The organism is Amycolatopsis iheyensis, from assembly GCF_024703995.1.
Classification (GTDB): Bacteria; Actinomycetota; Actinomycetes; order Mycobacteriales; family Pseudonocardiaceae; genus Amycolatopsis; species Amycolatopsis iheyensis.
The window spans coordinates 186,862-200,581 of the sequence record NZ_JAMXQV010000001.1 but is presented as its reverse complement, the minus strand read 5'-3'; the positions used below and the strand labels follow the sequence as shown (position 1 = coordinate 200,581).

The 13,720-nt window shown below is 69.9% G+C and carries 14 protein-coding genes; 9 read left to right on the top strand and 5 right to left on the bottom strand.

The window, feature by feature from the left end; genetic code table 11:
- Positions 1–10: 10 nt before the first annotated feature.
- Both M8542_RS01080 and nicT read left to right on the top strand, forming a co-directional pair.
- Positions 11–940: an N-acetylmuramic acid 6-phosphate etherase gene (locus M8542_RS01080; RefSeq protein ID WP_257918049.1), complete on the top strand. Its 930-nt coding sequence runs from the start codon at positions 11–13 to the stop codon at positions 938–940.
- Between the two features lie 52 nt (positions 941–992).
- On the top strand, positions 993–2,084 hold the full coding sequence (gene nicT, locus M8542_RS01075; RefSeq protein ID WP_257918048.1) for a Nickel transporter NicT: 1,092 nt from the start codon (positions 993–995) through the stop codon (positions 2,082–2,084).
- On the opposite strand, the gene M8542_RS01070 is transcribed toward nicT, so the two are convergent.
- The gene (locus M8542_RS01070; RefSeq protein ID WP_257918047.1) at positions 2,081–2,803 is read right to left on the bottom strand and encodes a Fic family protein; all 723 of its coding nucleotides are present in this window, start codon (positions 2,801–2,803) and stop codon (positions 2,081–2,083) included. The genes nicT and M8542_RS01070 overlap by 4 nt on opposite strands.
- Positions 2,796–3,293 (bottom strand): phosphoribosyltransferase, encoded by a 498-nt coding sequence (locus tag M8542_RS01065; protein ID WP_257918046.1) that lies wholly within the window; start codon positions 3,291–3,293, stop codon positions 2,796–2,798. Before M8542_RS01065 ends, M8542_RS01070 begins: the two co-directional genes overlap by 8 nt.
- Positions 3,294–3,405: 112 nt before the next feature.
- Between M8542_RS01065 and M8542_RS01060 the strand changes: the two genes are divergently transcribed.
- From M8542_RS01060 to M8542_RS01050, 3 genes are all read left to right on the top strand, one after another.
- A complete protein-coding gene (locus M8542_RS01060; protein WP_257918045.1) occupies positions 3,406–4,008 on the top strand; it encodes a GNAT family N-acetyltransferase in 603 nt (200 codons plus the stop codon).
- Positions 4,009–4,108: 100 nt separating this feature from the next.
- Complete coding sequence (acs, locus tag M8542_RS01055) at positions 4,109–6,091, top strand: acetate--CoA ligase (protein WP_257918044.1); 1,983 nt, start codon at positions 4,109–4,111, stop codon at positions 6,089–6,091.
- A 142-nt stretch (positions 6,092–6,233) separates the two neighbouring features.
- On the top strand, positions 6,234–6,704 hold the full coding sequence (locus M8542_RS01050) for a DUF6319 family protein (protein WP_257918043.1): 471 nt from the start codon (positions 6,234–6,236) through the stop codon (positions 6,702–6,704).
- A gap of 153 nt (positions 6,705–6,857) precedes the next feature.
- Here the strand turns inward: M8542_RS01050 and M8542_RS01045 are convergent, their stop codons facing one another.
- Complete coding sequence (locus tag M8542_RS01045; protein ID WP_257918042.1) at positions 6,858–7,199, bottom strand: cupin domain-containing protein; 342 nt, start codon at positions 7,197–7,199, stop codon at positions 6,858–6,860.
- A gap of 129 nt (positions 7,200–7,328) precedes the next feature.
- Between M8542_RS01045 and M8542_RS01040 the strand changes: the two genes are divergently transcribed.
- Positions 7,329–8,057 (top strand): VIT1/CCC1 transporter family protein, encoded by a 729-nt coding sequence (locus tag M8542_RS01040; RefSeq protein ID WP_257918041.1) that lies wholly within the window; start codon positions 7,329–7,331, stop codon positions 8,055–8,057.
- Here M8542_RS01040 and M8542_RS01035 read toward each other — a convergent pair whose 3' ends face one another.
- Positions 8,058–9,515 carry a peptide MFS transporter gene (locus M8542_RS01035; protein ID WP_257918040.1) on the bottom strand — a complete coding sequence of 486 codons (1,458 nt, stop codon included), beginning with the start codon at positions 9,513–9,515 and terminating at the stop codon, positions 8,058–8,060.
- 188 nt (positions 9,516–9,703) lie between these two features.
- Here M8542_RS01035 and nhaA point away from each other — a divergent pair, with 188 nt between their 5' ends.
- The 3 genes from nhaA to M8542_RS01020 are packed head-to-tail and all read left to right on the top strand — an operon-like array spanning position 9,704 to position 12,357.
- Complete coding sequence (gene nhaA / locus M8542_RS01030; protein WP_257918039.1) at positions 9,704–10,891, top strand: Na+/H+ antiporter NhaA; 1,188 nt, start codon at positions 9,704–9,706, stop codon at positions 10,889–10,891.
- A 42-nt stretch (positions 10,892–10,933) separates the two neighbouring features.
- Entirely contained in the window at positions 10,934–11,431 is a 498-nt protein-coding gene (locus tag M8542_RS01025; RefSeq protein WP_257918038.1) for a phage holin family protein, read from the top strand.
- A gap of 5 nt (positions 11,432–11,436) precedes the next feature.
- On the top strand, positions 11,437–12,357 hold the full coding sequence (locus tag M8542_RS01020) for an alpha/beta fold hydrolase (protein WP_257918037.1): 921 nt from the start codon (positions 11,437–11,439) through the stop codon (positions 12,355–12,357).
- Positions 12,358–12,552: 195 nt separating this feature from the next.
- On the opposite strand, the gene M8542_RS01015 is transcribed toward M8542_RS01020, so the two are convergent.
- Positions 12,553–13,641 (bottom strand): FAD-dependent monooxygenase, encoded by a 1,089-nt coding sequence (locus tag M8542_RS01015; RefSeq protein ID WP_257918036.1) that lies wholly within the window; start codon positions 13,639–13,641, stop codon positions 12,553–12,555.
- Between the last annotated feature and the right edge of the window lie 79 nt (positions 13,642–13,720).

Here is a 13,720-nt window from a genome sequence, read left to right as displayed (position 1 = left end):
TGTGAGGCGCATGATGACCGTCCCCACGCAGGCGGTGCACGTCGATTCGCCGACCGAGACCCGCAACCCCCGCACCACGGACATCGACCTGATGTCCACCGCGGGGATCCTGGGCGCGATCAACGCCGAGGACCGCACGGTCGCCGGCGCCGTGGCCGAGGTGCTGCCACAGGTGGCACGCGCGGTGGACTACGCGGTCGACGCCCTGCGGGCGGGCGGCCGGGTGCACTACGTCGGCGCGGGGACGTCCGGCCGCCTGGCGACGCTGGACGCGGCCGAGCTGGTGCCGACGTTCAACGTGCCGTCGGACTGGTTCATCGCGCATCACGCCGGCGGCGAGCGCGCGCTGCGCCAGGCCGTCGAAAACGCGGAGGACGACGACGGGGCCGGCGCCGCCGAGATGGCGGCCATGGTCCAGCCGGGTGACTTCGTGCTGGGGCTGACGGCGTCGGGCAGGACGCCGTACGTCTTGGGCGCGCTGCTCGCGGCCCAGCGCCAGGGCGCCCACACGGGCCTGGTGTCGGGTAACGCGAACGCCCCCAAGCCGCCGGGTGTCGACGTGCTCATCGCGGTCGACACCGGGCCGGAGGCGATCGCCGGGTCGACCCGGATGAAGGCGGGCACGGCGCAGAAGATGATCCTCACGTCGTTCTCCACGGCGACGATGATCAAGCTGGGCCGGACCTACTCCAACCTGATGGTCAGCATGCGGGCGACGAACGCGAAGCTGCGCGGCCGGACCATCCGGATCCTGCAGGAAGCCACCGGCATGACGATGGCGGACTGCTCGGACGCGCTCACCGAGGCCGGGGGCGACCTCAAGACGGCGCTGGTGCACCTGCTCGCGGGTGTCGACGTCAAGAGCGCGGCGAAGGCGCTGCACACGTCCGGTGGGCACGTTCGCAAGGCGCTCGACATGGTGCGGGTGCGCGCAAGCTGATTGCTCTTCACCTGCTCACCTGTCTAACCTCTCAGATGAGAGGCAGGTGGCGATGGCGAGCACGATCGAGGACTCGCGGCGCGGGCTGTCGCGCCGCGAGTGGGTGTCCGTCGGCGGGATGGCCGCGGTCATCCTGCTGCTCAACGTCGTGGGCTGGGTGGTGCTGGCGGCTTTCGTCGCACCCCAGCACTACGCGCTCGGCACGTCCGGCGTCTTCGGGATCGGCCTCGGCGTCACGGCGTTCACGCTCGGCATGCGGCACGCGTTCGACGCCGACCACATCGCCGCCATCGACAACACGACCCGCAAGCTGATGGCCGACGGCCAGCGGCCGCTGTCGGTCGGCTTCTGGTTCTCCCTCGGGCACTCGACGATCGTCTTCGCGTTGTGCCTGCTGCTCTCGCTCGGGGTCCGCGCACTCGCCGGGCAGGTCGAGGACGACTCCTCGGCACTGCACACCGCGACCGGTCTCATCGGGACGTCGGTGTCCGGCGTTTTCCTCTACGTCATCGCGATCCTGAACCTCGTGGTGCTCATCGGCATCCTGCGGGTCTTCCGGAGGATGCGCCACGGCGAGTTCGACGAAGCCGCCCTGGAGCACCAGCTCGACAACCGCGGCGTGCTGAACCGGCTGCTGCGCGGCGCGACGAAGGCGGTGCGGAAGCCGTGGCACATCTACCCCGTCGGTGTGCTGTTCGGCCTCGGCTTCGACACCGCCACCGAGATCGGCCTGCTGGTGCTCGCCGCCGGCGCCGCGACGTTCGCCCTGCCCTGGTACGCGATCCTCGTGCTGCCGATCCTCTTCGCCGCCGGCATGAGCCTGTTCGACACCGTGGACGGCTGCTTCATGAACTTCGCCTACGGCTGGGCGTTCGCGAAGCCGGTGCGCAAGATCTTCTACAACATCACGGTGACCGCGTTGTCGGTCGCGGTGGCGCTGGTGATCGGGACCATCGAGCTGGTCTCGATCCTCGCCGAGAAGCTGGACATCACCTCGGGGCCGCTGGCCGCGATCGCTTCGGTCAACCTGGACTACGTCGGCTTCGGGATCGTCGGGTTGTTCGTGCTGACGTGGGTCGTCGCGCTCGCGGTGTGGCGGTTCGGGCGCATCGAAGAGAAGTGGTCGGCGAAACTGTCCTCTTAGGAGGCCGCGTCCGAAATGCTCTTCGCTTCGCGCGCGCCCGCTTCGAACGCTTCGCAGCAGAAGAGCAGCCACGCGCGCACGCCGTCCGGCGACCCGCTCGCGAAGCCTTCCGCGGTTTCGAGGTAGCGAGGCACCCGGCGGAAGAACGCGACTTCGGGCACGGTCAAGGCCTTCGGGTCCAGCCCTGTCGCGATCATCGTCAGCCGGGCCGCAGCGCGGGCGACGACGCCGTCCGCGCTGCCGAACGGCTTGAGCGCCAGCAGTTCCCCGTGCACGACCGCGGTCAGGACCGGGCCGGGCACCGACGTCGCACCGGTCACCAGCTGGGCCAGCAGCTCGAGGCGGCCGCCGCCGGAATGCGGGCGGCCCAACGCGTCCAGGTCGTCGACGAGGTCCGCCGCGGCGAGGACGTGCAGGCGCGCCAACGCTTGCAGCGGCGCGCGGCGCCACGTCGGGAGCAGCGATTCCAGGGTCTCCGCGACGCGCAGCGAGCCGGCCAGCGCCGGGTCGGACACCGCGCCGTCAGCGGGTAGCTCCGGGTTCGCGCCTTCGATTCCCGCCGACGCGCGAGCCGCGCGGACCGAGGCCTCGGCCGCGGTCGCCGCGCCACCGCGGAGGTTGGCGGGCAGGCGGTGCACCTTGAACACGGCGTCCTGGGCGGACTTCGCGGCCGCGGCGACGCCTTCGAGGTCGAGCAGGGGCTTCAGCGGATCAGGCATCGAGCACCTGGCCCGCGCGCGAAACCACGGGCGGCAGCACCGACCACGGGAAGTTGATCCACCGGTCGGTGTGCCGCCAGACGTACTCGCACTTGACCGTCGAATGCGGCTTCTCGTAGACGACCGCCGAGCGCACCTCGGCGACGTGCTCGACGCAGAAGTCGCGGACCAGCTTGAGCGTGGCGCCGGTGTCGGCGACGTCGTCGGCGATCAGCACCTTCTTGCTCGTCAGGTCGACGACGTTGGGCACCGGCGGCAGCATCACCGGCAGGTCGAGGCGCTGGTCGACGCCGGTGTAGAACTCGACGTTCATCACGTGCAGGTTCTTCACGTCGAGCGCGTAGCCGAGCGCGCCGGCGACGAACAGGCCGCCGCGGGCGATGGACAGGATGAGGTCCGGTGCGAAGCCGTCTTCGGCGATGGTGTGAGCCAGTTCACGGCTCGCGGTGCCGAACAGCTCCCAGCTCAGCTCTTCCCGCTCTTCGGCCATCGATCTCGCCCTTCGTCGTGGTCAGCCGAGCATAGGCAACGCCGAAGTGGCCTCTGAAAACGCTCGGAAATTGGCTATCCGGGAAAGCCAAAGCCGCGTTTACGGTGGTCCCGTGAGCGACTGGAGCACCCGACCGACCTTGTCCGGCGAGCACGTCCGCCTGGAGCCACTGACCCTCGAGCACGCCAAGGGCCTCTTCGAAGCGGCCGACGACCCGGGCATCTGGGCGTGGCTGAGCATCCGGCAGCCGGGGGATCTTCCCGCGGCCGAGCGGATGGTCACCGACGCGCTCGCCGACCCCGCGCGCCGCGCCTTCGCGCAGATCGACGTCACCTCCGGCCGGGTCGCCGGGACGACGTCGTACTACCAGGTGGTCGAGGCGCACCGGATCCTCTCGATCGGGCACACGTGGATCGGCGCGGACTGGCAGCGCACCGGGCTCAACACCGAGTCGAAGCTGCTGCTGCTCACGCACGCGTTCGAAACCCTTGGCGCGCAACGGGTCGCGTGGGAGACCGACATCCGCAACCTCCGCTCGCAACGCGCCATCGAACGACTTGGCGCGCTTCGCGAAGCCGTGCTGCGCGCGCACCGGATCCGGCCGGACGGGTCGTCGCGCGACACCGTCCTCTATTCGATGCTGGCGCCGGAATGGCCGGCCGCGAAGGCCCGGCTGAACGAACGCTTAGTCACCGCGGCTCGCCTGGCTCGGTGAAACCGCGGGGCAACGTGGGTGCAACCTTTTACAAGGCGGACTAACGTCGCTAGCGTGCCGCTAGCCGTCATGTCGGCGCACTACAGGAGGCCTTGCAACCATGACCGAGCAGTCCCCCGCTCTGGACAACCTGCTCACCGAGAGCCGCACCTTCCCGCCCAGCGATGATTTCGCTGCTCAGGCCAATGCGAAGGCCGATCTCTACGCCGAAGCGGACGCCGATCGCGAAGCGTTCTGGGCGAAGCAGGCGGAGCGGCTGACGTGGGACACGAAGTGGACCACGGTACTGGACTGGACCAATGCGCCCTTCGCGAAGTGGTTCGTCGGCGGCAAGCTGAACGTCGCGTACAACTGCGTCGACCGGCACGTCGAGTCCGGGCACGGCGACCAGGTCGCGATCCACTGGGTCGGCGAGCCGGGTGACACCCGGGACATCACCTACGCCGAGCTGAAGACCGAGGTTTCCAAGGCCGCCAACGCCCTCACGTCGCTGGGCGTCAACGCCGGCGACGTCGTGGCGATCCAGCTGCAGATGGTCCCCGAGGCCATCTTCGCGATGCTCGCGTGCGCGCGGATCGGCGCGCTGCACAACGTCGTCTTCGGCGGTTTCTCACCGACGGCGTTGCGGGCCCGCGTCGACGACGCCGCCGCGAAGGTCGTGATCACCTCCGACGGCCAGTTCCGCCGCGGCAAGGCCGCGCCGATGAAGGCCAACGTCGACGAAGCGCTCGAAGGCGCCGAAACCGTCGAGAAGGTCATCGTCGTCAAGCGCACCGGCGACAAGCTCGAGGGCGACGTCCCGTGGACCGACGACCGCGACCTCTGGTGGCACGAGCTCGTCGACGGACAGTCCGAAGAGCACACTCCCGAAGCCTTCGACAGCGAGCACCCGCTGTTCATCCTCTACACGTCCGGGACGACCGGGAAGCCGAAGGGCATCCTGCACACCTCCGGCGGCTACCTGACGCAGACGGCGTACACGCACCACAACGTCTTCGACCACAAGGCCGGCGAGGACGTCTACTGGTGCACCGCGGACATCGGCTGGATCACCGGCCACAGCTACATCGTCTACGGCCCGCTCGCCAACCGCGTCACGCAGGTCGTCTACGAAGGCACGCCGAACACCCCGCACGAGGGCCGGCACTGGGAGATCATCCAGAAGTACAAGGTCTCCCTCTACTACACGGCGCCGACGCTGATCCGCACCTTCATGAAGTGGGGCGCGGAAATCCCGGAGAAGTACGACCTGTCGTCGCTGCGGGTGCTGGGTTCGGTCGGCGAGCCGATCAACCCCGAGGCGTGGATCTGGTACCGCGAGAACATCGGCGCGGGCAAGACGCCGATCGTCGACACGTGGTGGCAGACCGAAACCGGCGCGATCATGATCTCGCCGCTGCCGGGCGTCACCTCGACCAAGCCGGGTTCGGCGCAGAAGGCGCTGCCGGGCATCTCCGCGAAGGTCGTCGACGACCAGGGCAACGAGGTCGGCCCGGGCGGCGGCGGGTACCTGGTGCTCGACAAGCCGTGGCCGTCGATGCTGCGGGGCGTCTGGGGCGACGAGGAGCGCTTCCGCGACACGTACTGGTCGCGCTTCAAGGACCAGGGCTTCTACTTCGCCGGCGACGGCGCGAAGTACGACAACGACGGTGACGTCTGGCTGCTGGGCCGCGTCGACGACGTGATGAACGTGTCCGGCCACCGCATCTCGACGACCGAGGTCGAGTCGGCGCTCGTGTCGCACCCGACGGTGGCCGAGGCCGCGGTCGTCGGCGCGACCGATCCGACGACCGGCCAGGGCATCGTGGCGTTCGTGATCCTGCGCGGCAACGCGGTGGACGGCGGCGAAGAGGCCATCCAGGCGCTGCGCAACCACGTCGCGAAGGAGATCGGGCCGATCGCGAAGCCGCGGCAGATCATGGTCGTGCCGGAGCTGCCGAAGACGCGTTCGGGCAAGATCATGCGCCGCCTGCTGCGTGACGTCGCGGAGAACCGTCAGGTCGGCGACGTGACCACGCTGGCCGACTCGTCGGTGATGGACCTGATCTCGTCGGGCCTGAAGTCGGGCAAGTCCGAGGAGTGAGCTAGCGTCTTCTCCGTCAGGGCCCTTCCGGCTGCGCGCCGGGAGGGCTCTGTCATGACACCCCGAGTGGCGCGGCTCGAACGCATGTTCTACGCTGTGCCGCGAACCACACCCCCTTCCCGGGCAAGGAGACGACACGACGATGACCGTGGATGTCCTGACGCACGACGAGGAAACGGCCTCGGCTCCGGCTTCGACTCCGGAGGTTCCCGCCGCCGAGGAGACCGTCACCGAGTCCGCGTCCCCGGCCGCTTCGGAGAGCCCGGCTGAGCCGGCTGCTGAGGAGGCCCCCAAGCCGAAGCGCGGCCGCCCGAAGGGTGCGACGGCGTCGACGGCGAAGAAGACCCGCACGGTCGAGCTGACCCTCACGGTCACCGGCACCGCCGACGGCGAGTGGCAGGCCGAGCTGAAGAACGGCTCGAAGTGGGTCGCGAAGGGTCTGGAGATCCCCGCGGCGGCGGTCTCGCGCGCGGCCAAGGAGCTGCACGCGGACCTGTCCGGCCCGATCGACGAGGTGATCAACCAGGCCCGCGAGGCGCAGGCGGCGAAGGTCGCGGCGCTGGAGGCCGAGCTCGAGAAGGCCAAGCTGGCCCTCGCCGAGCTGGACGCCTGAGGCTTCACTCCGGGAGGCGCCCGGTTCCGCGTCGGCGGGGCCGGGCGTTTCCGCTTTTCACGCCCGAGCGCCCCAATGTGGCCTTGGTTGCGTCTGACGCACCCAATGTGGCCTTCGGTGCGTCTGACGCACCGAAGGCCACATTGGGGCGCTTCACGCTATCGGGGGCCGCTGCGGCAGCGGGGACTTGAACTCCACCCACATGGAGTCCGTCAGCGCCTCCACGTGGTGCTCGACCCCTTTCGGGTGCAGCACCGAATCCCCCGGCGCCAGCTCCGACTCGACGCCGTCCACCGCGCCGCGCAGCCGACCCGAGAGGACGTACACGATCGAGTCGTGGTCGTGGGCGTGCGGCGGCGAGGCCACGCCCGCCGGGTAGTGGATCAAATACGCCAGGCCGCTCGACGCCGTCTCCAGCAGCCGGAAGCGGCCTTCGCCACCCGTCAGCGGGAGGCCCTCCACCGTCACCAGCGGCTGCCACACCTGTTCCTCCATACCGCCATGATGACCCATGCCGGCTGAGAGTCCACACAGGACGGCTTAGGTAAGGCAGGCGTTAATTAGGCGTACCTGACAAAAAGAATAAGTCTCGCCACGATTCTCCGTTCGTGTTTCACTTGTCGGGTGACCGAAACGATTGACGGTGACGCCGTGGGCCACACCCACGAACCGCACCAGGACGTGGGCGGCAAGCTGAACTGGCTGCGGGCCGGGGTTCTCGGGGCCAACGACGGGATCGTGTCCGTCGCCGGCATCGTCGTCGGGGTCGCCGGCGCCACCACCGAAAGCACGACGATCCTCACCGCCGGAATCGCCGGGCTCGTCGCCGGCGCCTTTTCCATGGCCGGCGGGGAATACGTCTCGGTCAGCACCCAGCGCGACACCGAACAGGCCTTGCTCCGGCTGGAAAAGCAGGAGCTCAAGACGATGCCGGAGGCCGAGGAGCGCGAGCTCGCCGGGATCTACGAGGAGAAAGGGCTTTCGCCCGAGCTCGCCGGTCAGGTCGCCCGCGAGCTGACCGAAAAGGACGCGCTGCAGGCGCACGCGGAGGCCGAGCTCGGCATCGACCCGGACAACCTGACCAGCCCGTGGCAGGCCGCGTGGGCGTCGCTGATCGCGTTCTCGGTCGGCGCGTTGCTGCCGATCCTCTCGATCGCCTGGGCCGGCGTCTCCCTGCGCGTGTGGGCGTGCGCGGCCGCGGTCGTCGTCGGCCTGACGCTCACCGGGTGGCTCAGTGCCCGGCTCGGGGACGCCAAGGTGGGGCGCGCGATCCTCCGGAACGTCGGGGTCGGCGCCCTCACCATGGTCGTGACCTACTTCGTCGGTGTGCTCTTCGGCGTCACCGTCGGCTAGCTAGTGCACGCCCTTCATCAGCTTGCGGATGAAGGGGATGGCCAGGAACAGCAGGATGCCGACCGCGATGGCGACCCCGCCGACCGTGCTGAAGTACGGCGCTTCGTCGTCGACCGAGTAGTACTCGGCGAGCTTGCCGGACATCGCCGTGCCGAACGAGATCGACAGGAAGTTCAGCGCGACCATCTGCGTCCGGAACGCCTCCGGCGCGAGCTTCGTCGACAGCGAAAGCCCGACCGGGGACAGGCAGAGCTCGGCGATCGTGAAGACGAACAGGATGCCGACCAGCGCGAGCAACGGACTGGCGTTCTGCCCGCTGCCCACCATCGGCAGGAACAGCAGGAACGCCGCGCCCATGAGCACCGTGCCGAGGACGAACTTCATCGGCGTCGACGGCTGACGCTCGCCCAGCTTCGTCCACAGCGCCGCGATGATCGGCGCGAACACGATGATGAACACCGGGTTGATCGAGTTGACCCAGGACACCGGCATCTCCCAGCCGAACAGGCTCCGGTTCAGCCGCTGGTCGGTGTAGGCCGCGACGACCGTGAACTGCTGCTGGTACAGCGAGAAGAACACCGCGCTGGCGATGAACATCGGGATGAACGAGAACACCCGGCTGCGCTCGTCGCCGGTGATCTTGCGGCTGGTCAGGATGACGAGGAAGTAGACCACCGAGATCACCCCGACCACCCACACGACGACGTCGGCGAGGTTGTTCGGGTTGACCACGCCGGTCAGCACCAGCGCGACGATCGCGGCGACCAGCACGACGGCGCCCCCGACCGCGAGCAGCCGACGCGACGACGGCAGCGGGTTCGGGATCTCCTTGGCCTTCTCGCCGAGGTTCTTGCGGCCGAGCGTGTACTGGATCAGGCCGAGCGCCATGCCGATCGCGGCGAGGCCGAAGCCGAGGTGGAAGCCGACCTCGGTCTGGGCGAGGCCGGTCAGCAGCGGCCCGACGAACCCGCCGAGGTTGACGCCCATGTAGAAGATCGTGAAGCCGGCGTCGCGTCGCTCGTCGCCCTCGGCGTAGAGGGTGCCGACGATCGCCGTCGCGTTGGACTTCAGCCCACCACTGCCGACCGCGACGCAGACCAGGCCGACGCCGATCCCGGCCAGGCCCGGCAGCAGCGCCAGGCTGATGTGGCCGATCATGATCAGCACGGCGCTGTAGAACAACGTCCGTTCCGAGCCGAGCAGCCGGTCGGCCACCCACGCCCCGATGACGGCGGAGAGGTACACCAGCCCGCCGTACGCGCCGACGATGCCGAGTGCGGACTCCTGGGCCAGGCCCAGGCCACCCTGTTCGACCTTGTAGTAGAGGTAGATGGGGAGGATGCCGAGCATCCCGTAGAAGGAGAAGCGCTCCCACATCTCGACGCCGAAGAGGTTCGCCAGCCCTCGTGGGTGCCCGAAGAACCTCGTGTCCTGCTGGACCTCGGTAGAGGTGCTCACAACTCTGTCTTCCTTTGTCTCGGACTTCGTTGTCGCTTGGCATGTTAGGAGGGGTCGCCGGTGAATCACCACCGGTACCCCGTGTGGCGGCGGCCATAACGGTCCGTGACAAAGAGGGATTAAAATAACGTCAAGGTGCGCCGGGAAGTCTGGTCGGCAACAGTGACCATCGACCCCAGGAGCCGCCCGTGTCCCGCCCGTTGACCGAGTTCGCGCGTTACCTGCGCACCGAAACCACCGGCGGCCTCATCCTGCTCGCCGCCACCGCGGTCGCCCTGATCTGGGCCAACTCACCCTTGCGCGACAGCTACCACGCGCTGCGCGACTTCCGGCTCGGCCCGGAGTTCCTGCACCTGAACCTGACCCTCGGCGACTGGGCGAAGGACGGCCTCCTCGCCCTGTTCTTCTTCGTCGCCGGCCTGGAGCTCAAGCGTGAGCTGGTCATCGGCGAGCTGTCCCGGTTCAAGCAGGCGATCCTGCCGGTCGTGGCCGCGATCGGCGGCATGGTCGTGCCCGCGCTGATCGCACTGGGCGTCGGCTGGGGGACGCCGGGGATCGAGCGGGCCTGGGCGATCCCGGTGGCCACCGACATCGCGTTCGCGCTCGGCGTGCTCGCGCTGACCGCGTCGAACCTGCCCTCGAGCGCCCGGGTGTTCCTGCTGTCGCTGGCCGTGGTCGACGACCTCGGCGCGATCGTCGTCATCGCCGTCGTCTTCACGACCGGGTTCGACCTGGTCGCGGTGGCCGTCGCGATCGCGGCCCTCGCGCTGTACGCCTTCCTGCAGCACAAGCGGGTCCGGACGCCGTGGCTGTACGTGCCGTTGGCCCTGGTCACCTGGGTCGCGGTGCACTCGGCGGGCGTCCACGCGACCATCGCCGGCGTCGCGCTCGGCCTGCTCACCCGCGTCCGCCCCGACGCGGGCGAGGCCGAGGCGCCGGCCCTGCGGCTCGAGCACCGGCTGCAGCCGTGGTCGGCCGCGGTGGCCGTGCCGGTGTTCGCGTTGTTCGCCGCCGGGATCTCGGTCAACGGCGACGCGCTGGGCGCGGTCTTCACGACGGCGTTGCCGCTGGCCGTGCTGGCGGGGCTGCTCGTCGGCAAGGTCGTCGGCATCCTCGGCGCGAGCCTGCTCGCGGTGAAGCTGCGCGTGGCCGAGAAACCCCGCGGGATGGGCTGGCGGGACATGGCCGCGTTGTCCGTGCTCGGTGGGGTCGGGTTCACGGTCAGCCTGCTGATCACGGAGCTGGCGTTGCCGGCGGAGGCGAGCGAGCTGGCGAAGGCCGCGGTGTTGATCGCGTCCGCGGCGGCGTCCCTGCTGGCGGCAGGCTTGCTACTCCGCCGTAACCGAGTACACGCCGAAATCTCCGACACACTGTGAGTCCGCCGCGCCCGGTTTCCGGACACATGGCACGATGACCCGGTGAGCAGCCCCAAACACGAACGCACCGGCCCCGACGGCGTGGGGGCCGTGCCTTACCTCCCGCTGTCCTCCGACACCGACGTCCCGGGCGACCAGTCGATCGGCAGGCTCGTCGGCGACGCGACCCAGCACATCTCGACCCTGGTCCGGGCCGAGATGGAACTGGCGAAGTCCGAGCTGGTCGGCGAGGTGAAGAAGGGCCTCAAGGGGGCCGTCTACTTCCTGATCGCGCTGACGGTCCTGCTGTACAGCTCGTTCTTCTTCTTTTTCTTCCTGTCCGAAGGCCTCGCGGACTGGGCCCGGCCGCTGCACCGCTGGGGCGCGTTCGGCATCGTGTTCGTCCTGATGCTGCTCGTCGCGGGCGTGGCCGGCTTCCTCGGCTACCGCAAGGTGAAGAAGTTCAAGGCGCCCGAGCGGACCATCGCCAGCGTCAAGGAGACCGCCGCCGCGCTCAAGCCGCAGAAGGCGCCCGAAGCCGACTTGACCACGCGCGACTGAAGTCGTTGCACGCGTCCCCCGACCCGTCGATCGTCCGGCTCGACGGCCCGTGGGTCCACCGCGACCTGTCCGCGAACGGCATCCGGCTGCACGTCGCCGAGCTCGGCGACGGCCCGGTCGTGGTGCTACTGCACGGGTTCGCCGAGTTCTGGTGGACCTGGCACCACCAGCTGCGTGCCCTGGCGGACGCGGGGTTCCGCGCGGTCGCCGTCGACCTGCGCGGCTACGGCGACTCGGACAAGCCGCCCCGCGGCTACGACGCGTGGACGCTCGCGGGGGACGTCGGCGGGCTGGTCAAGTCGCTCGGGGCGCGCCGCGCCCACCTCGTCGGGCACGCGTGGGGCGGGATGCTCGCCTGGACGGTCGCGGCCCTGCACCCGCGGCTGGTGTCGTCGGTGACGGCGATCGGCGCCGCCCACCCGCTGGCACTGCGCTCGGGTGCGGCCCGCCCGTGGCGCGGCCAGGGCCGCGCGGCCGGGCACCTGTTCCGCTTCCAGGTGCCGATGGCGCCGGAGAAGTGGCTCGTGAAGGACGACGCCCAAGCAGTCGAGGACCTGTTCGGCGCCTGGGCCGGCGCGCGCTGGCAAGCCACTCCGGACTTCGGCGACAGCGCCGCGGCGTTCCGGCAGGCGATGCTCGTGCCCGGCGTCGCGCACAGCGCGCTCGAGTACTACCGCTGGGCGTTCCGCGCCCAGTTCCGCGGCGAGGGCCGCCGGTTCACCGAAGCGGTCGGCAGCCGGATCGCCGCCCCGACGCTGCAGCTGCACGGAGCTGAGGACACCTGCATCCTCCCCGAGACGGCGGCGTCGTCGGCCCGCTGGGCGGGCCCGCACGCCGAGCCGGAGATCTGGCCGGGCGTCGGGCACTTCCCCCACCTCGAGGAGCCGGACCGCACGTCGGCGGCGCTGGCGGGGTTCCTCAGCTGAGGTCGATGGCGTTCTTCGCCCGCTCCACCGACTCCTCCGCCGGACCACCTGCCGGGTTCTCGGTCGCCAGGGCCTGGTTCAGCTCGACCGAGCCGCCCGCCACGCCCCTCGCCGGCTACCTCGACGAGGCCCGGCGGCGCTCTTCCCCCGCCGACCCCGCCACCCCTCCCCGCCGAGGACCCTGGCCGACCTCCTTCAGCTGAGGTCGATGGCGTTCTTCGCCCGCTCCACCGACTCCTCCGCCGGACCACCCGTCGGGTTCTCCGTCGCCAAGGCCTGGTTCAGCTCGACGAACGGCCGCATCCGCCGTTCGTAAGCCGCGAACGCCTCCTCGTACTCTGAGCGCCCCAGCTCCTGCGCCAAGACATACGCGCCGACCAGCGCCAGGCTCGTCCCCTGGCCGGACAACGCCGACGCGCAGTAACCCGCGTCGCCGACCAGCGCCACGCGTCCGGCCGACCACCGGTCCAGGTGGATCTGCGCCATCGCGTCGAAGTAGAAGACCTCCGCCTCGGTCATCGCCGCCAGCAGCTTCGGGACCTCCCAGCCCACGCCCGCCAGCCGGGACGCGATCAGCCGCTTCTGCTCCGCCACGGTCAGCCGCGGCAGCGGCTCCGAGCCGAAGCCGAGGGTCACGCGCAGCTCGGTGTTGTCCCGCACCGGGTAGACCGCGCCGCCGGTTTCCTCGTTCCGGAACCACACCTGCCAGTCCTCGAGGCCGAGGAAGTTGGCCGTCGGGAAGACCGCCAGGTACTGCCCGAGGTGCGTGCTGAACCGCTCCTCCGGCCCGAAGGCCAGCCGCCGCACGGCCGAGTGCAGGCCGTCGGCGCCGATGACCAGGTCGAACGTCCGGAAGCTGCCGCGTTCGAACTCGACGCGCACGCCACGGCGCTCTTCGGCCAACGCCGTGACGGCGTCGCCGAAGACGTACTCGACGTCGGCCGCCTCGTGCAGGATCGCGACGACGTCGTCGCGCAGCAGCTCGAAGTCGGCGCTGTCGAGCCGTCCGCTGCTGTAGGTGAACTCCTCGGACCGGAACAGCTCCTGCCCGGTCCCGTCCACCACGGACATCCCCCGCATCCGGGTGCGCAGCGCGCGCAGCCGGTCGCCGAGGCCCATCGCGTCGACGACGTCGAGCGCGGCGCCGCGCACGTCGATCGCCTGGCCGCCGGTGCGCGGGCCGGGCGCGCGCTCCACCACGGTCACCGTCCAGCCGTCGCGCGCCAGGAACCAGGCCAGGGTGCCGCCGGCGACACCCGCGCCGGAGATCAGGACGTTTCGCATGTGCCCTCCAGAGTCGTACGCTTGTGCGCACCACAGTGGAGTCACCGCAGTTCGGAAGCCAACTCTGTACTAGCACAGA

Bases quoted from the DNA above. Each gene is read 5' to 3' on its own strand.
- M8542_RS01080 (WP_257918049.1), top strand. From the start codon at position 11: ATGATGACCGTCCCCACGCAGGCGGTGCACGTCGATTCGCCGACCGAG.
- nicT (WP_257918048.1), top strand. From the start codon at position 993: ATGGCGAGCACGATCGAGGACTCGCGGCGCGGGCTGTCGCGCCGCGAG.
- M8542_RS01070 (WP_257918047.1), bottom strand. From the start codon at position 2,803: ATGCCTGATCCGCTGAAGCCCCTGCTCGACCTCGAAGGCGTCGCCGCG.
- M8542_RS01065 (WP_257918046.1), bottom strand. From the start codon at position 3,293: ATGGCCGAAGAGCGGGAAGAGCTGAGCTGGGAGCTGTTCGGCACCGCG.
- acs (WP_257918044.1), top strand. From the start codon at position 4,109: ATGACCGAGCAGTCCCCCGCTCTGGACAACCTGCTCACCGAGAGCCGC.
- M8542_RS01050 (WP_257918043.1), top strand. From the start codon at position 6,234: ATGACCGTGGATGTCCTGACGCACGACGAGGAAACGGCCTCGGCTCCG.
- M8542_RS01045 (WP_257918042.1), bottom strand. From the start codon at position 7,199: ATGGAGGAACAGGTGTGGCAGCCGCTGGTGACGGTGGAGGGCCTCCCG.
- M8542_RS01015 (WP_257918036.1), bottom strand. From the start codon at position 13,641: ATGCGAAACGTCCTGATCTCCGGCGCGGGTGTCGCCGGCGGCACCCTG.